Genomic DNA, 20,826 nt, shown 5'->3' on the forward strand with positions numbered 1-20,826 from the left:
CCTCGCAGCACTCGAAGAGAGGCCCCGAGGTGGGTCGGGGCCAATGGGTGAAAACACAGGCCCAACCATGGGGTGGGAGCCTTCCGTTGCTGCGGGCTTGGCCCGCAGCAACGACTCGGGGCGAACGTCCGGGACACGTGCGATTACGTGGTGGTCAGCGCTTGCGCTTGCGGGGCGCCGGGGCCGGGGGAGGCGGAGCCTCGCCCCCGCCGGTCTCGAGGATCATGGGCACCACCACGGGCCGGGTCTGGGTGGTCTTGCGGATGGTGCGCCGCAGCGACTGGCGCAGGAACTCCACCAGCAGGTCCCGGTCCTTGCGGATCTCCCGGGGGGCCTCGTCGAAGGCGTTGCGCACGGTGAGCCGGAGCAGTTCCGAGTAGGCCTGGTCGTCGTTGAGCACCACGAACCCCCGGGTGAGGATGGAGGGCTCGGCGGCCAGATCCCCGGTGTCGGGGTCCACCACGAGGGTGGCGATGACGATGCCGTCCTCCTGGAGGATGAGGCGGTCGTGGATGACCCGGGCGTCCACCATGTGGTCCACGCCCTGGTCCACGAAGCACTTGCCCACGGGGACGCTGCCGGCCTCCTGGACCCGCCCGTCCTTGAACAGCCGCAGGCATTCGCCGCCGTCCAGGAAGAGGATGTGCTCCTTGTCGTAGCCCATGGACGCGGCCAGCTGCGCGTGGACCTTGAGGTTCCGGTAGGTGCCGTGCACGGGCACCATGTGGCGCGGGCGCACCATGGAGATCATCGCGGCGGAATCCGGGCGGTGGCCGTGGCCGGTGGCATGGACCACGCCGATGCCCTCCAGGGTGGTCTCGGCCCCCAGGCGCGCCGCGGTGTCCAGGGTGCGGGAGATGCTCACCTCGTTGCCCGGGATGGCCCGGGAGCTGAGCAGCAGCCTGTCCCCGTCCACCATCTTGAGGCCCTTGACCTCGCCCTTGAGGATGCGCTGGAGGGCGGCCATCTCCTCGCCCTGGGAGCCGGTGCACAGCACCGCCACCTTCTTGGGGGGGAAGAGGGGCACCTCCTTGGGCTCGATGAAGAGGTCGTCGGGCAGGGCCAGGCGCTTGAGGCTCCGGGCCACGGTGACGTTGCGCTCCATGGAGCGCCCCAGGAGGCACACCTTGCGGCCCTCCTCGTAGGCCAGGTCCAGGAATATCTGGATGCGGTGGATGTTGGAGCTGAAGGTGGCCGTGAAGAGCTTGCCCTTGGTGGCGCGGAAGGCGTCCCGCAGGCCGCCGCGGCATTCCTCCTCGCTGGGCGTGGGCTTCGTGTTGAGGATGTTGGTGGAGTCCGAGAGCAGCACCGCCACGCCCTGGTCGCCCAGCTCCGTGAGCCGCGCGGTGCCCGTGAGGCGCCCGTCCACGGGGGAGGGGTCCAGCTTGTAGTCGCCGGTGTGGACCACCACGCCCCAGGGGGTGTGGAGGGCGATGGCGCAGGCGTCGGGGATGCTGTGGGTGACGGGGATCCACTCCGCCTGGATCTCGCCGCGGCCCACCTTCACCTTGGCGAAGTCCTCCACCACGTGCATGTGCCGGGGGCTCCAGAGCTCGTGCTCCCGGAGCTTGCCCTCCAGGAGGCCCATGGTGAAGGCGGTGCCGTACACGGGCACCGGCCAGCGCTCCAGGAAGTAGGGCAGCGCGCCCAGGTGGTCCTCGTGGCCGTGGGTGAGCAGCACCGCGTCGATGCGCTCGGCGAAGGGCTCAAGGTAGGCGAAGTCGGGGATGATGCTGTCGATGCCGGGCTGGTCCTCGGAGGGAAACAGCTGGCCGCAGTCCACCAGGAAGAGGCTCTTGGCGGTGTGGACCACCAGGGCGTTCATGCCGAATTCCCCCAGGCCGCCGATGGGGATGAGCCGCAGCTCGTCCTTGGCGGGGGGGTTCTGCCAGTCGATGAAGGGGGGTGAGGCGAAATCCATCTAGTGTTTCCGGGAAAGGGCACGGAACAGTTCAAGCCACGTGCGGGGGGGGACCGCCTCGGCGCGGATGGCGGGCGGGAGGCCCTGGGCGGCGAGGAGGTCGTGGATCTGTTCGGGGGGCAGCCAGCCCTGCCAGTTGTTGGCGAGGGTCTTGCGGCGATGATTGAAGCTCCGGTGGAGGAGGGCCAGCAGCCCGGCCCGCGCCTCCAGCTCCGGGGCGCCGGGGAGCGGCTCGAAGAGCAGCACGGCGGAATCCACCTTGGGCGCCGGCCGGAAGGCCCCGGGCCCCAGCTTGAGGACCCGGGTGACCCGGCAGCAGAGCTGGGCCAGGATGGACAGGGGACCGTAGTCCTTGGTGCCCGGCTGGCCCAGGATCTTCCGGGCCACCTCCAGCTGGAACATGAACACCATCCGCTCCCAGGCCAGGGGCTCCACCAGGAAGCGGCCCAGGATGGCCGTGGAGGCGTTGTAGGGAAGGTTGCCCGCCACCGTGAAGGGGGGTCCTTCGGGCAGGGCGGCGCGCACCGCGTCCCCCGGGATCAGGTGGAAGTGCTCCACGCCCCGGAACCGCTGCTCCAGGACCGCCACCGCCTCGGGATCCAGTTCCACCGCCCAAAGCGGGCGGCCGTCCTCCAGGAGGGGCGCCGTGAGCACGCCGGGGCCGGGGCCGATCTCCAGGATCCGGGTGGCCGGACTGGCCAGCACGGACCCCACGATGGCCCGGATGGCGGAAGCCTGCACAAGGAAATGCTGGCCGAACCCTTTCTTCGGTGTCAGTTTCAGGGGTTCCGCGATATCAAGCTCCACGGATTCAGCTTAACAGGCTCCCGGGTTCAGCGGACGATCCGCCACGCTCGCTTGATTGGTGGCCCCCTTCCCTCCGCCACGGACACGTAGACCTCCCGGGTCTGCACGAAGGGCCGGGGCCCCGTCACCCGGCCCACCACCGTCAGGCGCCACACCCGGGAACCCGGCCAGCGGCTGGACGGCCCCAGGTCCCGCACCCGCACCTCGCCGCTCTGGGCCGGTTCCCGGGGCAGGACCCGGGCGGGGACCCCCAGGACCTCCTCCCGGCCCCGCCCGTCCCCGGAATCCAGCAGGGCCGGCACGTCCCGCCATCCTTCCTCCAGGAACCAGGCCAGGGCGCTGTCCGCGGCCAGGGCCGCCCGGGCCCCCTGCAGGGCCTCCCCTTCCACCGCCTGCTCCCGGAGCACCGCCCGGTGGGCCATCCAGGCCACGGCCGCGCACAGGGTCAGGATCCCCAGCACCAGGAGCAGGGCGGCGCCGCCCCTCACGGCGGCCCCCCGTTGCGCGGCACCCGCGCCAGGGTGAGGGCGCAGCGCCCCCCGGCGGGGCCCAGGGCCTCCAGGGTCACCGCCACGGCCGGGGGCCTTCCCGGGTCCACCCGGAAGGCCACCAAGCGATCCGCCAGGACCCGGGGCGTGTCCTCCCCGCACCGGCGCACCAGGCGGCCCCCCTCGAGCCGGTAGGCCACCCGGCAGGAGGGCCGGAGGAAGGCCACCCCCACCCCCTCCCCATGGGTCCGGGGCACCTCCCCTTCCAGGGCCTCGACGATCCCCTCCCCCTCCCGCCCGGCCTCCAGGACCAGGGGGCCCGTGAGGCGAAGGCCTTCCCAGGCGCCGTCCTCCACCAGCAGCACATCCCCGGCCTGCAGCCGGACGCGGCGGTCGGCGCCGACGCGCACCCGGCGGGAAAGGGGCGCCGGGTCCCCCACGGGAAGCGGGGCGCAGAGGCGCCCCCGGCCCGGCAGCACCCGGTCCTTGACCAGGACCAGCGCGGAGGGCCCGGAGGTCAGGCCCGGCCCCCCCGGCGAAGCCCGGCAGGGCACCTGGAACCCCGCCTCCTGGAGGTCGTCGGAAACCTGCTCCAGGGCCCGGCGGAGGTTCCGCCGGAGCTCCACCCCCTCCACCGTGCGGGTGGCGGAGCCCAGGCAGGCCCCCAGGAAGCGCAGGAGGCCCGCCGCGACGCACAGGACCAGGAGCATCGCCACCACCAGTTCCACGAGGGAATGGCCCCGTTCACCCATGGCCGGTCCAGGTCTCCAGGCGCAGGCCGCCCCCGGGCCAGGCCACCCGCGCCACCCGTCTGCCCCCATCCTCGGCCACCGCCACCCCCTCGGTTCCGGGCGGCGCCCCCGGATCCAGGGCGCCGAGGGCCGCCCACCGGGCCCGCATGCGCCGCTCCCCGTCCCCGCCGCACCGGGCCGCCGCCGTGGCCAGGCGGGTGATCCCGCCCAGGGCCAGCCCCGCCAGGGCCAGGGCCGCCAGCACCTCGATCAGGGAGAAGCCTCCGTTCACCTCGCGCCCCATGCCTCACCTCCGCCCCGAGCATGGGCCGCGCCAAGGCGCCGCGCCCGGCCCACGCACCTGGTGGGGCCAACGGGGCTGGGAACCCCGGCGCGGTCCGCAGTCCCATCGGGAGGGGGCGAATGTTCCCGAAGGTGACAGCGGCCGGCCGGGGTTCCCGGGGCTATTCGTTCGTTAAGCTGGGCGGCGCGGGCCCGTTAGTGAACCGTGCGCCAGGTGCGGGCCTTGGGGAAGCGCTCGGCGGGGTTCCCGCTGATGGTCTTGAGGGCCATGATGGTCGACTCCCCCGAGGGGGGGGGCGTCGTGGGGATGACCATCCCCGCCTGGATCACGGCGACGGTGCCGATGGCGGAGAAGTTGGAGGCCACCCCCGACCAGGCGGCGCTGAGGCCGCTGGCGCAGTTCGTGCCGGTCACGGCCGAACTGTCCACCACCGGATTGACCACGTTGCAGATGGTGTAGCTCAGGGTCGAGCCGCTTCCCCCCTGGCAGGGATTGGAGGCCGTGGGGTTGAAGTAGCTGTAGAAGGCCGCGTAGGCCAGCACCGTGGGATCGGAGATGCCCTTGGGGATGAAGTACGTGGACGGGTTGGTGGTGGTGTCCACGGTGGCCGCCGGGAAATTCACGTAGTAGCCGTAGTTGGTCTTCAGGTAGTAGGACGCGTTGTAGGGGTTGAGGGCATCGGCCGCGGGGTCGTTGGAGCCCGAGAAATCGGTCATCTTGGCCGTGCTGATGGGCGAAAGGTCCACGCCGGTGATCTTGCTGTCCTGGCGGTCGAAGATGACGTTGAACCGGTGCTGGGTGGGCGCCGTGCCGCTGGCGTAGGCGTAGTCCAGGGGGTTGAAGCGGTTGCCCGTCACGAAGGGGATGCCCACGGCGGTGGGGTGGACCTTGTTGGTGAGGCTGCTGCTGGTGACGGGGAAATCCGCCAGGAGGAAGGGGGCCGGCAGGGTGGTGATGATGCCGTTGGCGGAGGAGTCGGCGTAGAGCCGGCGGACGCTGGCCTTGCCGGTGCTGTCGACCCACTTGTCCATTTCGCTGGAATCCTGGCGGAAGTCCTTGAGGGGATCCGCGGTGTTGGTGACGCCCCGGCCCAGGGCCCAGATGCCGCCCTTGAGGTCCGAGAAGTAGGCCCGCTGGTGCATGTCCGAATTGAGGAACATGCGGAAGGGGACCACGCCCGTGGCGATGGGGCCCACCACCGAGGAGGACAGGCCGGTCAGACTCAGGAGATCGTAGCTGGTGAGAATCTCCCCCGTGTACAGGTCGAGCCCGAAGATGGACCGGCCCAGGGCGGTGTTGGAGTAGTTGGCCTCCACCGCCGTGCTGCTGAGGCCGCCGCCCAGGAGGAAGATGTCCCGGATCTTGCCGCCGAACATCACGCGCCCGGGGGTCATGGCCGCGGTGGAGTACCCCATCTTGCCCACGAGGGTGCGCACCGTGGACGGCGTGCCGGAAAGGACGCGGTCATCGGGGATGGTGGCGGCCTCGTCGGGGTTCAGGGCCCACTTGATGTGGGGATCGGTGGGATCCTGCACGTCGATGGCATAGTAGCTGCGGCCGCCCTTGCGCAGGCCGAAGATGACCAGGGCCCGCTCCGCGGGATCCACGACGCCGTTGCCGGCGACGGAACTGGAGTCGGGAAGGTCCAGGGTATAGACGAAGGGGGAGCCGTTCGTCATGTACCGGTGCGAATTGGTGGAGGTCTGAAGGTAGTCCAGGTAGGGCAGGAAGTCCGTGGGCAGGAAGGCCCACAGCTCGCCGACGGTGGCCATGTTCACGGAGATCGACTCGCTGTTCACGGTCCGGGCTTCGGGCCAGGAGGCCTCCGCGAAGGCGTGCATGAAGCCCTGGTTGGTGCCCACGAAGATGATCCGCAGGTGGGCGTTGCTGTGGGCGTTCAGGGCGGACTGCACGTTGGTGGGAAGGCCGTTCTTGAAGGTCACGCCCGCCCATTTGTACTCCAGGGCATTGGGCACGCTGTCGATGATGTCGCCCATGATATCGATGCGGTTGGCCTTGGGGGTCGTGGTGCTGGCCGGGTCAGCGCCCCGCACGTAGTCCACGAGGGCCTGCTTGGCCGCATCCGTGGAACCGGGGAGCTTGGCCTTGAACACCGAGAACGCGGGGTCCACGCTGGTGAAGGCGATGACGTCGGGATTGGGCGCCGCGGCGGTGGCCGGCAGGCGGGTCAGGAGCTTGCGGCTGGACCAGTTGATGGGCGTGGCCAGGGTGCTGGGCGCGCAGCCCGTGGACGTGGAGGTCCCGCTGGAGGAACCGGAGACGCAGCCCTTGCCCGCGCTGCCGCCGCCGGTGTTGTTGGCGGCCGCCACGTTGAAAACGTCCCGGGCGATGGACCACATGGCCGTGCTGCAATCCAGGTAGATCAGGGGCTGGCCCGAGGCGTCCAGGAGGGAGCTCACCAGGTTCACGGTGCGGGTGGGGAACATCATCAGGTCGCCGCCCCACACGGGGCCGCCGGTGGTGGGCGGCTTGAACTGGCCCAGGTAGACCTGGTGGGCCAGGGCCACGCCGGCGAAGGGGATGCTGGGCGCGGAGGTGGTCTGCCGGTTGGAGATGTTCACGGCGGCGGTGATGGCGTTCCCGATGCTGTTGACCATGGCGCTGGGGTCCCGGGCGTCGAAGAAGAAGGTGCCCGTGTTGTTGGTGGAATAGGGCTCGGCCTTGGTGACGTCCCAGCTGGTCTGGTTGGGATCGCCGGCGGCCGCGGCCACCAGCAGGGAATACTTGCCGGAGCCCGAGTCAAGGTAGCTTCCGGCCAGGCTGACTCCCACCGTGAAGGTCTGGATGGACCGGGGCGTGGTGAAGGTGGTCATGTACGCCGTTCCGTTGCCTCGCTTCTTCACGAAGAAGGGGGCGAACTGGTCGGGTGCCTTGGCGGTGTCGGTGGGGTAGGAAGTGGGAACCGTGAGGACGTCCGGCGCGAGGGCGGGATCGGCGCCATGGGCCGCCACCGCGGCGAGGGTCCAGATGTTGAAGTTGGTCTTGCCCGGATCCAGGGAACTGACCGTGTCCGACCGGACCTTCAGGTTCCCGACGCTGGCGTTGCAGCGGGTGGCGGGGGGGGTGTTGGGATAGGGCGTGGATCCCCCGATGGCCGAACGGCTGTTATAGACATCGTTCGCCTGGCCATCGGTGAAGAGGAAGACGAACATCGTCTGGCACTGGGGGGATGTGTACTTGTCGTTGGTGTGGGGCGCGTCGAAGGCGCTGTTCTTGTCGCAGTTCAGCTGGGCGAGGGTGTTGGCCATCGCATAGGTGAGGGGGGTTCCCCCGTAGGGCGCGGCATCCTGCAGGGCCTTGACGGAGGGGTCCGGGTTGCTCCCGGTGGCCCGGCTGAAAATGCGGAGGTTCCTTCCGGTGCCGCTCTGGCTGCCATTGCCCGGGTCGACCTTCGAGTTGTTCTGCTCCCCGGTGGAAAGGAAGCGGAAGGCCCAGTAGACCTTGGTCTGGTTGGCCAGCCAGGTCATGATCACGGCCCGCTTGACGCCCTGGTACCGCGTGAGGGTGGGGACCCCGTTCATGAAGGCCTTGCCGGCCGAGGTGGTGGCATCGGGAACGATGTAGCTGGAAGTGGTCGTGGTGCCGGTGGGATTCTCCGCGTCGTTGGCTTCGTCCTTGCCGAAGAACAGCCAGAAGAAATAATCGTGGTTGTACCAGAAATGCCCGATCCAGCCGTAGCTGTTCCGGGGGGCGGACCCGAAGTAGCCGGTGGCATCGGTCATGTTGACCAGGTACGAAAGGGTGTCGAACGCCGTGACGAGGTTGCCGTTCTGGGGGTCCAGGGCGTAGCTGGTGGACGCGCTGGTGGAGGGGCTTCCCGCGGGGGAATCGAAGATCGTGTAGGGGAGGGGAATGTCCACGGTGCGGGAGACGCCGCCGTAGGTGCCGGTGATCCGCGCGTGGGTCGCCAGCCGGACCCAGTTGCTGGGGTCCGTCGTCCTGTTGAGGGAACCGGACTGGGCCTGCACATCGGCCGCCGTCACGAGGGTGCCGTCCGCCTTGACCAGGGGCCCGGCGGTCAGGGGGAAGGTGGTGGTCTGGTTTCCCCCGCTGTCGAAGACCATGAAGGTCACCGTGGGACCGGTGGTGCTGCTCATGGTCTTGATGTAGGGCAGCACGTTCGCGTCGTCGCCTCCCTCGTAGCTGCTGGGGATATGATTGTTCTCATTGGAGTTGGCGTAGTACTTGGGGTGCCACATGACGGCGTTCATGGACCCCGAGAAGTCCAGCACGGTGACGATCTCCGGCTTGACGTTCTGGGAGGCGCTCTTCTGGAAGAGATCCAGGAAATCCGTATCGGTGACCCGCAGCTTGGGATCCAGCTGCGCCATGGCGGGAAGGAGGCCCAGGGCCAGGAGAACCAGGGTGAGGCGGGCCCAACGGGAGAGGGTGGCGAGCATGCGCGTGGTCATGGGTTTCTCCGTTGTGATCAGGGACGGACGGGCGTGGTGAGCCAGGCTTCCTTGGCATGGACGTAGGTGAGTCCGTTGCCGTAGTCCACGGTGGCGTTGGAGCGGATGGCCCAGATATCCGGCCAGAGGCGCCAGTCCGTGACCAGCTTCTGGTCATTGCCGGGGCTCTCCAGCTTGCCCATGCGGGTCACGTCCAGGGCGAAGGCCTCGCTGTGGCCCCCGGTGGTGGAGGTGGTGACCTTGGAAAGGGAGGTCTTGACGCCGGCGGAGGCCGTGTTGGTGATGAGGTTCTGGATGGTGGCGGTGAACTGCACCGATCCCGGGGCGCCGGAATTGCCTCCGGTGTCCTGGTTGGCCGGGGCCAGCCAGTAGATGGCCCAATCCAGGCCCGTGTCCGCCTCGTTCCGGGCCATGGCCGCCTGGCGGGCGGTTGCGGTGATCATGATGTCCCGGACGGAATTCCGGGACATGCCCAGGGCGGCGATGGTCAGGAGGACCAGCAGCATCAGGGCCACCACGATGGTGATGGCGCCGCGCTGGCCGGGGAGGTTCTTGGGGGCTGGGTTCATGACGCGACCTTGGAAGGGGGGAACTAGAGGGTGAGGCCGAAATGGCGCGGGAGGATCACCAGGGACTGGCGGCGGTCCTTGTAGCCCTGCGTCACGTTGGTCGAACCGTCGGCAAGGTACTCGGCGCGCTTGGTGGGCGTGCGGGTGGTGAGATCGATCTTCACCAGGGCCGGGTTGGCCCGGAACCAGGTGGGGTCGTTCAAGATGGAGGCCCCGTTGGTGAACTGCCCCTGCAGGGCGGTGAGGATTCCGGACGTCCAGCCCGTGGCGAAGTCGCTGGCCGTGAGACCGTCCCCAGCCCAGGAGGCCCCCATGTTTCCGCTGAGGTAGACCTTCAGGGCGGACACCTCCTCCGCGATGACCTGGTCGGGGGTTCCCACCGGGAAGATGGAGGTGGGGGTCGCGGCGTTGCCGCTGGGATTGTAGGGTAGTTCCTCCCGCACCAGACAGGGCACCAGCGTCCCCGAAGGATCCAGGGCCTTGGCCTTGATGCGGTACCGCACCATGCGCCCCCGGTTGACCACCACCACGGGGGAGGTGGCGGGGTGGGGGAACTTGTCGTAGTAGCTGGCGCCGCAGCCCGGGACCGTCACCTGGGGGTTGGGGTCGGGGGTGACCGTCACTACCGACCCGGCGAGGGTCACCGAGGTGATGAGCTTGGAGCGGTACCAGTCCTTGAACACCACGAACTGGCCTCCCGCGACCTGTTTGGCCACTTCCGGATCGTCGAAGGAAATGCGGAAGGTCAGGGGGGTGGCCGGCATCACGCCGCCCCCGGCCACGAACTCATCCAGGCCCGGGATCCGGTCCAGCAGGGTGGCCTCGGCCGACAGGGCGGAATCCATGTAGATGTACAGCTCGTCGGCGGTGGTGGGGAGGGTGCCCCCCGCGGCCACATTGGCGTCCGCGTCGTTGCGCACCGGCTGGTTGGGAAGGATGTAGAAGCCCGGGTTGTTGAGGGTGAGCTGAGGCAGGAGGGTGAGGTTCTCCAGGAACATGCCGGCCTGGTTCAGGTCCTCCTGGAGCATGTCCAGGGAAAGGCGGTTCCGCCGGGCGCTCGCGAGGCTTTCCGACGCGGTGGCGAACGTATTGATGCTGGATCTGAACACGCCGGCGAGGCCCGCCATGAGGATCGAGGTGAACAGCATGGCCACCAGGAGTTCCACCAGGGAGAACCCCTTTTCGGGAAGGGACGAGGATCTACGCACTTTTCAGGCTCCTCTGGAGGGTGACGGTCCGCACGTGGGTGGGCGCGTCATTGAAGCTCACGACCACCCGAACGATCGTCGTCCGGCCCCCCTGGGCGGCTGAAACCGCCAGCCCCGCCGTGGAGGTCGTCACGGCCGTGAAGATGGTGCCGGCCGGGGCCGCGGCGCCGCTGCCCAGGAGCGTGCCCGCGAAATCGTAGTACTCGGTGGTGGTGCCCGCGGCGGGATTCAGGTAGACCGCCGCCGGCAGGGTGGCCGGGGTGGTGGCCAGCATGTTGTTCCAGGAGACCCGGCTCTCGTTGGCGGCCGCGTCCAGGATGCGGTTCCCCACGGCGATGGCCGTCTCGAAGGTCCGGCCGTTCGCGTTGGTCTTCAGCGCCATGACCTGCAGGGCCCCCAATCCCAGGATGCCGATGGCCAGGATGAAGGCCGTGAAGAGCATCTCGATCATGGTGAAGCCGCGCTGGCGGGCCTTGAATGCGCTGATCATATGCGCCTCCAGTTCTGGGTCGGGCTCGAGCGGTAGAACCGGAAGGGCGCCGCGGAGTTCCGGGGCACCACGACCACCGCCATGGGTCCGTTGGGATCGGCCTGTCCTCCGGCAAGGGCCACCACCACCACCGAGAAGCCCGTGGTGAAGCGGTTGGTGTTGCCGTCCACCACCACATTGGCCTGCCCGCCGTTGCACAGCGGGTTGCCGTAGGCGGCCAGGAAGGCGGCATCCGTGGAGAAGGGGGGGAGGGTCCGGATGGAATCCGCGAGCCCATTGGCCGTGGCGTCCGTGGCCACCCCGGCCTGCAGGTGGGTCCGCAGGCTCCTTCCGAACTGGGAGAAGAACGTTTCCGAGGAGGCCCCCACCCGGACTCCCGTATACGGATCGGGATTCACCACGGTGGAATCGAAGGGCCTGCCGTCCATCAGGAGCGCGCCCGCCGTGCCCAGGGAGGGGGCCCCCCCCCCGGTCCAGGTGCCGTTCACGGCCAGGGTCACGCTCCGTCCGCTGCTCACGGAGGCCTTCTGGGCCGAGTAGATGACCCCGGTGACCTCGTCGGTCACGGCGCGGACGGAATTCCCGGCGCGATCCCCCAGGGTCATGACCATGGCCAGGGACAGGATCCCGATGATGGACAGGACGACCAGCAACTCGATGAGCGAGTACCCAGGACTCGATTCCCGTTTTCGGATCATGGATGGCCTTTCTAATGAACCAAGTATTGGTTAATTGTCAGGGCGGAATTCTCGATTGTTATTATTATAATAAGTAATGTTGCAACAAATGCAAAGGCCCGCCCCGCCGGACGCGCCCCGGCAATGTATATTTTTTGCACAGGCCTCCCCGCCCCTGGCCCCCTTGACAAGCGGGGGGAATTGCCATTTCCCTGGCTTCCCTGCGGAGCTACCATGGTTCCATCCAGCCCAGGATTGGCGGGCCCCCTTCCCGACCGCCGGTTCGACCACTCACATGAGGTGACCCACCATGAAGCGCCGTGTGGAACAGCAGGGTTTCAGCCTGGTCGAACTGCTCCTGGTCCTTGCCATCATCGGGATCATCTCCGCCATCGCCATCCCCTCCTTCCTGGGCCAGCGGCGCCGGGCCCGGGTCGTGGGCGACGCCCAGGCCAATGCGGCGGTGCTGAGGATGCAGCTGGAGACCCGCAGGGCCGACACCGGAACCTACGGCTCCAACGGCGTCACCTACACCTGGACCGGCACCAGCGCCCCCGCCGCCTCCACCAGCCCCGCCCCCAATTTCGTCGTGAGCAAGAACACCACGAAGATGAATTATTCCCTTCTGATCACCGGCAACGGCCTCTCCTACGTCCTCACGGTCACGGATCCGACCCTGGCCAGCGCCCAGGTCCTCACCACCAACCAGAACGGCAGCACGGTGGTGCTGCTCCATTAGGGTCCGGCCACGTAGGTGTACGGGTCCCGGACGTTCGGCCCGGGTCGTTGTCGCCGGCGGGGCCGGCGACAACGGAAGGCTCTCACCCCATGGTTGGGCCTGTGTTTCACCTATTGGCCCCGACCCACCTCAGGGCCTCTCTTCGAGTGTGGCGAGGAGGGCCTTGGAACGCGCCAACGCTGATCAGCAAAGCGACCTCGTCTCGAACCGGGCATTCGGCAGGTCTGGGCTTGAGCTGGCTTCAAAAGATTGTGGGCGGTGCTAACCGTTCAACGTCGGCGCCCACCGGCACCGGGAGGGCCATCGCGAAGCAAACCCACAAACCCATGGGAGCCGCTCTCCTCGCCTGGGCCTTCCAGGAGGGCCATTTCCTTCCGAATTCCCTTCTGCTCAACGAAGTGAGTTGGGCGGAGCCCAGCCCCGACGTCCCTTCCGTCCCCCCCGTCATCGCCGGCTTGGCCGGCGAGGACGAAACAGGGCGAACGTCCGGAACACGTACGATTACGTAGCCAGGCTCTTAGATTGGGGCCTTTTCCCACCTTACGCGGATGGAGACGGTGGAGGGGCGCGGGTTCTCGACGTGGAGGTCGATGGTGTCGGTGCCTGAAGGGGCGGTCTTGGGGAGCTTGCTGGCCAGGAGTTCCAGGTCCAGGAAGAGGTCGTTTCCCTCGGGGCGGGTGGCGACGCCGAGCCAGGGGGCCTCGCTCAGGGTCACGTCCTTGACGAAGATCGGGCGGGAGGTGCCGGACTTGAGCCGGAGGCTCATCTTCCGGTGGTCCCCGGGCTTGAGGTCGGAGAACGACACTTCGGCGGAGCCGGGCGTCACGTCGGGGGCGACCCGGGCGAGGACGCTCAGGATCCGGCCCGGTTCCAAGACATCGTTGGAGATCACCTCCAGGGTCTTGTGCACCAGGCCCATGTAGCCCTCGGTGTTCAGGGTGACCTCCAGGTCGGTGGTCTCCGCCGGGGCCAGCTCCAGCTTGCCGAGCACGGTCGAGGTGCAGCCGCAGGAAGGCGTGACCCGCAGGATCCTCAGGGTGCCGGTGCCGGTGTTGGTCATGCGGAACCTGTGGACCGCCTTCTCGCCCCGGCCCACGGAACCGAAGTCGTGGACGAGGCTGTCCACGGTGAGGCGGGGCTGGGCGGGGGCCTCGGCGGCCACCAGGATCGAGCCGGTGAGGAGGAGGACTGGAATTCGCATGGGGATTCCCTCAGCGAAGATGGTAACCCTAAACCCCGAAATTGAGCGGATCCCGGTCCAGGGTCACGGGCCCTCCCGGTTCCAGGGGCGCGGCCCGCATGGCCTCCCCCAGGGGGCCCCGGGAGGCGGACTTGAGGATGAGCTGCATGCGGTAGCGGTCCTTCACCTTGGCGATGGGCGATTCCAGGGGGCCCAGGATGCGCAGGCCCGGGACCGTCTCCAGGCGGATGCGCAGCTTGCGCAGGGGCTCCCGGGCCTCCCGGGGGCTGTCGCCCTCGCTGCGGTAGAGGCTCATGGCGGCGTAGGGGGGGTAGCCCAGGGCCTCGCGGTAGGGCAGCTCCTCGGCGGCGAAGCCTTCGAAGTTCTGGGCCACGGCGTGGACGATGGCGGGGTGGTCGGGGCTGTAGGTCTGCAGGAGGACCCGGCCGCTGAGCTCGGCCCGCCCCGCCCTGCCCGCCACCTGGGTGAGAAGCTGGAAGGTGCGTTCCGCGGCCCGGAAATCCGGGATCTTCAGGCCCATGTCGGCGTTGAGGATGCCCACCAGCGTGAGCTTGGGGAAGGTGTGGCCCTTGGCCAGCATCTGGGTGCCGACGAGGATGTCCACCTCCCCGGCCTCCGCCGCCAGGAGCCCGGCCTCCAGGGAGCCCCGGCGGGTGGTGGTGTCCCGGTCCAGGCGCAGGATCCGGGCCCCGGGGAACAGCTCCCGGAGCTGGTCCTCGATCTGCTCCGTGCCCTCGCCGACGCCGCGAAGGTGCTCCGCCCCGCAGTGGATGCACACCTCCGGCGGGGCCGTCTCGTACCCGCACAGGTGGCACCGCAGCCGGTAGGCGCCCTTGTGGTAGGTGAGGCTCAGGGCGCAGTGGGGGCAGTCGAAGGTCTTCCCGCAGGCCCTGCACATCCAGAAGTTCTCGAAGCCGCGGCGGTTGAGCAGGAGCATGGCCTGCTGGCCCAGGGCCAGCGCCTCCCGCATGCCCTTGAGCAGGACGGGGCTGAAGACCACCTTCCTGCGCTCCTCCTTGTAGCACTCCCGCAGGTCCACCACCTTCACCGTGGGCAGGGTGACCCCCGCGGGGCGCTCCGTGAGGCGCAGGAGGCGGTACCGGCCGGCGTGGGCCGCGTGCCAGCTCTCCAGGGAAGGGGTGGCGCTGCCCAGCACCACGGGACAGCCCTCCAGGTGGGCCCGCTTCACGGCCAGGTCCCGGGCGTTGATGCGGGGATGCTCCTCGCTCTTGTACGACCCTTCCTGCTCCTCGTCCACGATGATCAGGCCGATGTCCTTCAGGGGGGCCAGCACGGCGTTGCGCACCCCCACGAAAAGCGGCGCCTCGTCCTGGAGCAGGCGCAGCACATCGGCCTGCTTCTCCGTGGCGTTGAGCCCCGCGTGGCCCACGGCCACCTTTCCCGGGAAACGGGCCTCCAGCCTCGCCAGGAGCCGCGGGGTCAGGCCGATCTCCGGCACCAGCCACAGCACGCGCCGGCCCCGGGCCAGCACCCTTCCCGCCAGCTCCAGGTAGACCTCGGTCTTGCCGCTGCCGGTGATGCCGTAGAGGAGGGTGGCGGAAAAGCCGTCCAGGTCCACGGCCCCCACGGCCCGGCGCTGCTCTTCGTTCAGCACGACGGTGCGGTCCGGGCCCTCCTCCCGGCGCTGGCTCATGAGGTCCAGGCGCTTCACCCGCTCCACGACGCCCTGCTTGACGAGGTTGGCCAGGACGCCGGGGCCCACGGCGCAGGCATCGAGCAGCTCGGCCTCCAGCATCGCCCCACCGGCGCCCTCCAGGGCCAGGAGCACCTTGGCCTGGGAGGGGGTCACCCGGGGCGGATGGGGCGCCGGGGTGCGCCTCACCTCCGTGACGCCCGCGCCCCGCAGGCCCCGGCGGTGGAAGAGGGTGGGCAGGTCCAGGGTCCCGGCCCCCCAGGCCGCGCCCGCCTGGGCCAGGCCCGCCCAGTCCCCCGCGTCCCGCAGGTCGCACAGGCGCTGCCCGGAGGCCAGGGGGGTCTCCCAGTCGGCCACCACCGCCTGGGGCAGGCACAGGGGCAGCAGGTGCGCCAGGCCGCAGCCGTAGTACCGCCCCGCGAAGTCCAGCAGGTCCCACAGGCGGGGCGGCAGGAGCGGAAAGGGGTCCAGGACCTTGTCCACGGGCCGGAGCTTCACCGCCGGGGGGGCCGGATCGGGGCCCAGCACCACGCCCAGGGTCCGGCCCGACCGCAGGCGCACTTCGACCCGCATGCCGGGCTGGAGCCCGGCGGGGGCCAGATAGGTGAGCGGAGGAAGGGGCCGGGCCAGCTCGATGCGGGTGGGAATGAGGGTATCCATGCAGGGCGATGATAGCGCGGCCGGACTCCCCCAAAGGCCCACCCCCTCCGTCCCGGAGCCGTGTAAACTGCATAACCGCAGCAGCTTCCCACCCCCATCCCCCTGAATTCCCAAGGTCCTCCATGGAAACCAAAGGCCACCTCCTCATTGCCGACGACGAGGAAGCGTATCTCCGGACCATCGCCCAGCTGCTGGTCCTCCACGGGTTCACGGTGGACTGCGCCTCCAGCGCCACCCAGGCCCGGGAGATGCTGGAACAAAAGCGGTACGACGTCCTGGTGTCGGACATCCAGATGCCGGGCCTGCCGATCCTGGACCTGGTGCGCCAGATTCCGGCCCTGAACGGGGGCCTGCCCGTGGTGCTCATGACCGGCCACCCCTCCATGGACACCGCCCTGGAGGCCATGGGGAACGCCGTCCTGGCATACCTGGTCAAGCCGGTGCAGTCCCAGGAGCTGGTCATGCACATCCAGACCGGGGTGCGGCTAAGGAAGGTCCAGGCCCTGGCCCTGGAGTCCTCCAACCGCCTCCAGACCTGGGCCGACGAAATGAAGGCCATCGAGGCCGATATCCGGTCCGCCCCCGCCTCCATGGGCGTCATGCCCCTGGGCGGCCTGGTGGGCCTGGTGCTGGGGAACCTCGCCTCCTCCACCCTGGAGCTCAAGCAGCTCCTGGACCTGGCCCTCCAGGCGAACCCGGGCCAGGGGGTGTGCGGCATCCGGGAATGCCCCCGCCTGGGGCTGTACCAGGAGGCCATCCGTTCGGGTATGGAAACCCTCGAGCACACCAAGAGCGCGTTCAAATCCAAGGAGCTCGGAGACCTGCGAAAGAAGTTCGCGGATCTGCTGAAGGGGACGGCCGACACGTCGGTATCTTGACAAATCCGATCCTCTTTCCATAATTGCCCTGATCAAGCCGTCCCTCGGGGACATTCGCCTTGGCGGGCAGGATGCGGTCCTGCAAGTTGAAGGCGCCCGCCTGGAGCTGGGGTACTCCCGCTGCCGGGTCTGTGCTTCCTTTAGGCGCGTCTAGACCCGGGATTCCCCATGCACGTGAAACTCCTCCTCGTCGAGAATTCCGAGGCCCAGGCGCAGGTCGTCCTGCGCCCCCTGCGGGAGGCGGGCTTCGAGGTCGCCGCCGAGCGGGTGGCCTCCTCCCAGGACCTCCGGGCCGCCCTGGACCGGGAGACCTTCGATCTGGTCCTTTGCCAGCACGCCCTTCCGGGGCTTTCCTACACCAAGGTGCTCTCGGACCTGCTGGCCAAGGCCCCCTCCCTGCCCTGCATCGTCCTGGCCGCCCTGGGCGACGAGGACCTGGTGAGCCGGGCGCTGCGCCTGGGCGCCCGGGATTTCATCTCCATGGGCCGCCTGTCCCGGCTGCCCCAGGCGGTGCGGCGCGAACTGGCCCACGGCCCCCGCCGCGGCGAGGCGGCCCCCGCCCCGGAGCCCCCGGAGACCGGCCTCCTGGAGGACCTCATGGACGAGGCCTACGGCCTCCACGAGGTGATCTTCGACGCGCAGGGAGAGCCCGCGGACTTCCGCTTCGTGAGGCTGAACCCCGCCTACGAGCGCCTCACGGGCATCACGGCCCCGGAAGTCATCGGACGCTCGGCCCTGGAGCTTTTCCCGGACATCTCCAGGGACTGGATCCGGAAGTTCGGCGCGGTGGCCCTTTCCGGCCAGCCCCTGGCGGTGGACGACTACCGCAGCCTGCGGGGGCGGACCTTCGCGGGCCTCGCCTTCTGCCCCCAGCCGGGCCATTTCGCGGTGCTGTTCAACGACGTCACGGCGGCCCAGGACCTGGAGACCACCAAGGAGCGCCTGGCCACGGCGGTGGAGCAGATCAACGAAGGCATCTTCATCGCGGACCTGGCGGGCACCCTCCTGTACGTGAACCCGGCCCTGGAGCGCATCCTGGGCACCGGGCCCGGCGCGGCCCTGGGCCAGCCCGTGGCCAAGATCCTGCCCGGGCTCCCCCTGGAGGACCCGGGGGCCGAGTGGCAGGGGCGGTTTCCGGGGCTTCCCGGGGACGGGCGCGCCCAGATCCTGGAGTGCACCCTGGCCCCGGTGCGGGACGCCTCCGGCAGGCCCGCTTCGCGCGTGGGCATCGTCCACGACGTCACCCGCGAGGTGGACACCGAACGCAGCCTGCGCCAGATGGAGAAGATGAAGGCCCTGGCGGAGGTGGCGGGGGGCGTCTCCCACGACTTCAACAACCTGCTCGCGGCCATCCTCAGCGCCACCGAGCTCATCGAGTGGCAGCTGGCCGCCGACAGCCCCATCCGCCTCAAGCTCCAGGTGATCTACCAGGCCGTGACGCGGGCCGGGGAGCTCAACCGCCAGATCCTGGCCTTCAGCCGCACCCCGGAGGAGAAGAGCGAATCCCTCGACCTCTCCCTGGTGGTGAAGGAGGCCATCCAGCTGGTGCGCTCCACCTTCCCGGCCACCGTGCAGGTGCGCTCGGCCCTGGCCGCGGGCCTTTGGACCCGGGGCAACGCCAGCCAGCTCCACCAGGTGGTCATGAACCTGTCCATCAACGCCCTCCAGGCCATGCTCCCCGCCGGAGGCACCCTGGAATTCACCCTGGAGGCCCCGGAGGAGGGCACCGCCCTCCTCACCGTCAAGGACTCCGGCTGCGGCATGGATCCGGCGGTCCTGGAGCGGGTCTTCGAGCCCTTCTTCACCACCAAGGAGCGCACGGAAGGCAAGGGGCTGGGCCTTTCCGTCGTCCACGGCATCGTGCACGCCCACGGCGGATCCATCACGGTGCGCAGCGAACCGGGCCAGGGGAGCGTCTTCCAGGTGGCCCTGCCCTGCAGGATCCCCGAGGCCCCCGCGGCCCTCGGTTCCGCCGGCGAACCCACGGGGCACGAACGCATCCTCTTCGTGGACGACGAGGAGGTCCTCAGCGCCCTGGGCAAGCAGGGCCTCCAGATGCTGGGGTACCGCGTCACCTCCCGCTCCGACGCCCAGGAGGCCCTGGAGGAGGTCACCCACCACCCCCAGGACTTCGACCTCCTGGTCACCGACCTCTCCATGCCCAACATGTCCGGCGTGGAGCTCACCCAGAAGATCCGCCGCATCCGGCCCGACCTTCCCGCCATCCTCATCACCGGCGCCTTCCAGGACCCCGTGCCCCTGGAGGGCATGGCCACCCCCTTCGCCCAGGTGCTCCTGAAGCCCGTGACCATCCTGGACATGGCCAAGGCCGTCCGGAAGGTCATGAGCCTGCGCCCCGCGCCCCCCGCCAGGGCCGAGGCCCCCGCGGAACCCCGGGCCGAGGGGGCCTCGGTCATCCTCCTGGCCGAGGACAGCCAGACCACCCGGAGCCTGCTGCGCAGCTGGCTGGTGAAGGCCGGCTACGCGGTGGACGAGGCCCGGGACGGCCAGGAGGCCTGGGAGGCCCTGGAGCGCAACCCGGGGCGCTATTCCATCCTCGTCACGGACATCGTCATGCCCCGCATGGACGGGCTCCGCCTCTCGGGCAAGGTGCGCGGCCTGGACGCCTCCATCCCCATCCTGATGCTGAGCTCCACCGACGACGCCGAGTCCGTCAAGGAGGCCCTTCACCTCCACGTGAGCGAGTTCCTCACCAAGCCCTTCGAGTCCGCCATGCTGGTGGCCACGGTGGAGCGGCTCTGCGCGGACCAGGCCACGCGGGTGAAGGTCATGCGCAGCCACGAGACCGCCCAGGCCGTGCGCATGGCCCAGCGCGCCATGGAGGCCATCCCCGAGAAGGGCATGCCCATCTACTCCATATCGGAACCCCTCACCGACGCCGGCGGGGACGTGTTCCGGGCCTTCCGCAGGGAGGACGGGTCCATCTTCTTCGCCATCGCCGACGTGGCGGGGCACTCCGTGATCAGCTCGTACGCGGTGGCGGCCTACCTGGGCATGCTCACCAACTTCCTGGCCACGGACCTGGACCTTCGGGCCCTGGCCTTCAAGCTGAACCGCGCCATCCAGGCCGGGCCCTTCGCGGAGGTGCCCATCTGCGGCCTGTTCGGGCACTGGAACCCGGCCACGGGGCGCATCCACCTCCTGAACGCCGGGATCCCCCACGCCCTCTGGCACCGCGCCACCCGCGGCGCCACGCGGGCCATCGCCATCAACGGCGCCCCCCTTGGCATCCTGGACGAACCCATCGTGGAGGAGAAGGTGGTGATCCTGGCCCCCGGGGACCGCCTGCTGCTGGGCAGCGACGGCTTCTTCGACGCCCTCTCCGCGGACGGCACGGCCTTCGTGGACCTGGCGGGGCCCATCTGGGAGAACCTGCGGGGCACGGACATCTTCCAGGCCATCAACCTGGTCTCCGCGGCGGCCCGGGCCCACGCCGGGGGGAGTTTCGGCGACGACCTGCTGGTGGTGGCCCTGGAACAGCCTCCCCTGGCTGCGGACCCCGACGGGCTCGGCCTGGACCTGCCCGCGGACCTGGGGGCCATCGACGGCGCCTGCGACCAGCTCGAGGCCTTCCTGGACAGCCGCGGGTGGGAGGCCCCCCCGGGGGGCCAGGGCCGCTACGATACGCTCCTGGCCGTGCGGGAGGCCCTCTCCAACGCCATCCTCCACGGCTGCGCCGGGGATGGCGCCGCCTCCGTCCACCTCTCGGCCCGGAAGGTCCCGGGGAACGGGTTCCGGATCGCCGTGGTGGATGCGGGCCAGGGCTTCGACCTGGGCGCCCACACCCCCCCCGACACCGCCTCCTCGGAACGGGGCCGCGGCATCCCCCTCATGCAGTTCTTCGCGGACCGGGTGGCCATGGTGGGCGGTGAGCTGGCCATGGATTTTCACCAGACCAACACCTCTTTTGTTGATTGACATATGCGACCCGGGCCCGATACTGACTTGGATTTCATCCGGCCATCGGGCTCGGGTGAGCCTGACGGGCGGGGCTCGGACCTGCAAGTCGAGGGCGCGATCCCACGGACCATCCTGGTTTCCGTGG

15 protein-coding genes are annotated in these 20,826 nt (G+C 69.4%); 3 read left to right on the forward strand and 12 right to left on the reverse strand.

The window, feature by feature from the left end:
• Window positions 1–154: 154 nt before the first annotated feature.
• From R2J76_RS12900 to R2J76_RS12945, 10 genes are all read right to left on the reverse strand, one after another.
• Window positions 155–1,921, reverse strand: a complete 1,767-nt coding sequence (locus R2J76_RS12900; protein ID WP_316412015.1) for a ribonuclease J — start codon at window positions 1,919–1,921, stop codon at window positions 155–157.
• Window positions 1,922–2,728, reverse strand: a complete 807-nt coding sequence (rsmA, locus tag R2J76_RS12905) for a 16S rRNA (adenine(1518)-N(6)/adenine(1519)-N(6))-dimethyltransferase RsmA (RefSeq protein ID WP_316412016.1) — start codon at window positions 2,726–2,728, stop codon at window positions 1,922–1,924.
• 26 nt (window positions 2,729–2,754) lie between these two features.
• Window positions 2,755–3,216 carry a hypothetical protein gene (locus R2J76_RS12910; protein ID WP_316412017.1) on the reverse strand — a complete coding sequence of 154 codons (462 nt, stop codon included), beginning with the start codon at window positions 3,214–3,216 and terminating at the stop codon, window positions 2,755–2,757.
• Window positions 3,213–3,968: a PilW family protein gene (locus R2J76_RS12915; protein ID WP_316412018.1), complete on the reverse strand. Its 756-nt coding sequence runs from the start codon at window positions 3,966–3,968 to the stop codon at window positions 3,213–3,215. Before R2J76_RS12915 ends, R2J76_RS12910 begins: the two co-directional genes overlap by 4 nt.
• Entirely contained in the window at window positions 3,961–4,251 is a 291-nt protein-coding gene (locus tag R2J76_RS12920) for a prepilin-type N-terminal cleavage/methylation domain-containing protein (protein ID WP_316412019.1), read from the reverse strand. The genes R2J76_RS12915 and R2J76_RS12920 overlap by 8 nt, the downstream gene beginning before the upstream one ends.
• 194 nt (window positions 4,252–4,445) lie before the next feature.
• On the reverse strand, window positions 4,446–8,684 hold the full coding sequence (locus R2J76_RS12925; RefSeq protein WP_316412020.1) for a pilus assembly protein: 4,239 nt from the start codon (window positions 8,682–8,684) through the stop codon (window positions 4,446–4,448).
• Between the two features lie 17 nt (window positions 8,685–8,701).
• Window positions 8,702–9,253: a hypothetical protein gene (locus R2J76_RS12930; RefSeq protein ID WP_316412021.1), complete on the reverse strand. Its 552-nt coding sequence runs from the start codon at window positions 9,251–9,253 to the stop codon at window positions 8,702–8,704.
• Between the two features lie 23 nt (window positions 9,254–9,276).
• Window positions 9,277–10,461, reverse strand: a complete 1,185-nt coding sequence (locus tag R2J76_RS12935; RefSeq protein WP_316412022.1) for a PilW family protein — start codon at window positions 10,459–10,461, stop codon at window positions 9,277–9,279.
• Window positions 10,454–10,951, reverse strand: a complete 498-nt coding sequence (locus tag R2J76_RS12940; RefSeq protein WP_316412023.1) for a type IV pilus modification PilV family protein — start codon at window positions 10,949–10,951, stop codon at window positions 10,454–10,456. The genes R2J76_RS12935 and R2J76_RS12940 overlap by 8 nt, the downstream gene beginning before the upstream one ends.
• Window positions 10,948–11,649, reverse strand: coding sequence for a pilus assembly FimT family protein (locus R2J76_RS12945; protein WP_316412024.1), 702 nt, complete (start codon window positions 11,647–11,649; stop codon window positions 10,948–10,950). Before R2J76_RS12945 ends, R2J76_RS12940 begins: the two co-directional genes overlap by 4 nt.
• Before the next feature lie 289 nt (window positions 11,650–11,938).
• Here R2J76_RS12945 and R2J76_RS12950 point away from each other — a divergent pair, with 289 nt between their 5' ends.
• Window positions 11,939–12,367, forward strand: a complete 429-nt coding sequence (locus R2J76_RS12950) for a type IV pilin protein (RefSeq protein ID WP_316412025.1) — start codon at window positions 11,939–11,941, stop codon at window positions 12,365–12,367.
• Window positions 12,368–12,884: 517 nt separating this feature from the next.
• Here the strand turns inward: R2J76_RS12950 and R2J76_RS12955 are convergent.
• Window positions 12,885–13,568: a DUF1573 domain-containing protein gene (locus tag R2J76_RS12955; RefSeq protein WP_316412026.1), complete on the reverse strand. Its 684-nt coding sequence runs from the start codon at window positions 13,566–13,568 to the stop codon at window positions 12,885–12,887.
• A gap of 28 nt (window positions 13,569–13,596) precedes the next feature.
• The gene (gene priA, locus R2J76_RS12960; protein ID WP_316412027.1) at window positions 13,597–15,882 is read right to left on the reverse strand and encodes a replication restart helicase PriA; all 2,286 of its coding nucleotides are present in this window, start codon (window positions 15,880–15,882) and stop codon (window positions 13,597–13,599) included.
• 122 nt (window positions 15,883–16,004) lie between these two features.
• Between priA and R2J76_RS12965 the strand changes: the two genes are divergently transcribed.
• Complete coding sequence (locus R2J76_RS12965) at window positions 16,005–16,760, forward strand: response regulator (RefSeq protein WP_316412028.1); 756 nt, start codon at window positions 16,005–16,007, stop codon at window positions 16,758–16,760.
• Between the two features lie 168 nt (window positions 16,761–16,928).
• Complete coding sequence (locus tag R2J76_RS12970; protein WP_316412029.1) at window positions 16,929–20,699, forward strand: response regulator; 3,771 nt, start codon at window positions 16,929–16,931, stop codon at window positions 20,697–20,699.
• Window positions 20,700–20,826 lie beyond the last annotated feature (127 nt).

The sequence above is a fragment of the Mesoterricola silvestris genome (assembly GCF_030295405.1).
GTDB classification, from domain to species: Bacteria; Acidobacteriota; Holophagae; order Holophagales; family Holophagaceae; genus Mesoterricola; species Mesoterricola silvestris.

Excerpts from the sequence above, each read along its gene's own strand:
- R2J76_RS12925 (WP_316412020.1), bottom strand. The coding sequence starts at position 8,684 with ATGACCACGCGCATGCTCGCCACCCTCTCCCGTTGGGCCCGCCTCACC.
- R2J76_RS12900 (WP_316412015.1), bottom strand. The coding sequence starts at position 1,921 with ATGGATTTCGCCTCACCCCCCTTCATCGACTGGCAGAACCCCCCCGCC.
- R2J76_RS12950 (WP_316412025.1), top strand. The coding sequence starts at position 11,939 with ATGAAGCGCCGTGTGGAACAGCAGGGTTTCAGCCTGGTCGAACTGCTC.
- R2J76_RS12945 (WP_316412024.1), bottom strand. The coding sequence starts at position 11,649 with ATGATCCGAAAACGGGAATCGAGTCCTGGGTACTCGCTCATCGAGTTG.
- R2J76_RS12965 (WP_316412028.1), top strand. The coding sequence starts at position 16,005 with ATGGAAACCAAAGGCCACCTCCTCATTGCCGACGACGAGGAAGCGTAT.
- R2J76_RS12920 (WP_316412019.1), bottom strand. The coding sequence starts at position 4,251 with ATGGGGCGCGAGGTGAACGGAGGCTTCTCCCTGATCGAGGTGCTGGCG.
- R2J76_RS12915 (WP_316412018.1), bottom strand. The coding sequence starts at position 3,968 with ATGGGTGAACGGGGCCATTCCCTCGTGGAACTGGTGGTGGCGATGCTC.
- R2J76_RS12970 (WP_316412029.1), top strand. The coding sequence starts at position 16,929 with ATGCACGTGAAACTCCTCCTCGTCGAGAATTCCGAGGCCCAGGCGCAG.
- R2J76_RS12955 (WP_316412026.1), bottom strand. The coding sequence starts at position 13,568 with ATGCGAATTCCAGTCCTCCTCCTCACCGGCTCGATCCTGGTGGCCGCC.
- R2J76_RS12930 (WP_316412021.1), bottom strand. The coding sequence starts at position 9,253 with ATGAACCCAGCCCCCAAGAACCTCCCCGGCCAGCGCGGCGCCATCACC.
- R2J76_RS12940 (WP_316412023.1), bottom strand. The coding sequence starts at position 10,951 with ATGATCAGCGCATTCAAGGCCCGCCAGCGCGGCTTCACCATGATCGAG.
- priA (WP_316412027.1), bottom strand. The coding sequence starts at position 15,882 with ATGGATACCCTCATTCCCACCCGCATCGAGCTGGCCCGGCCCCTTCCT.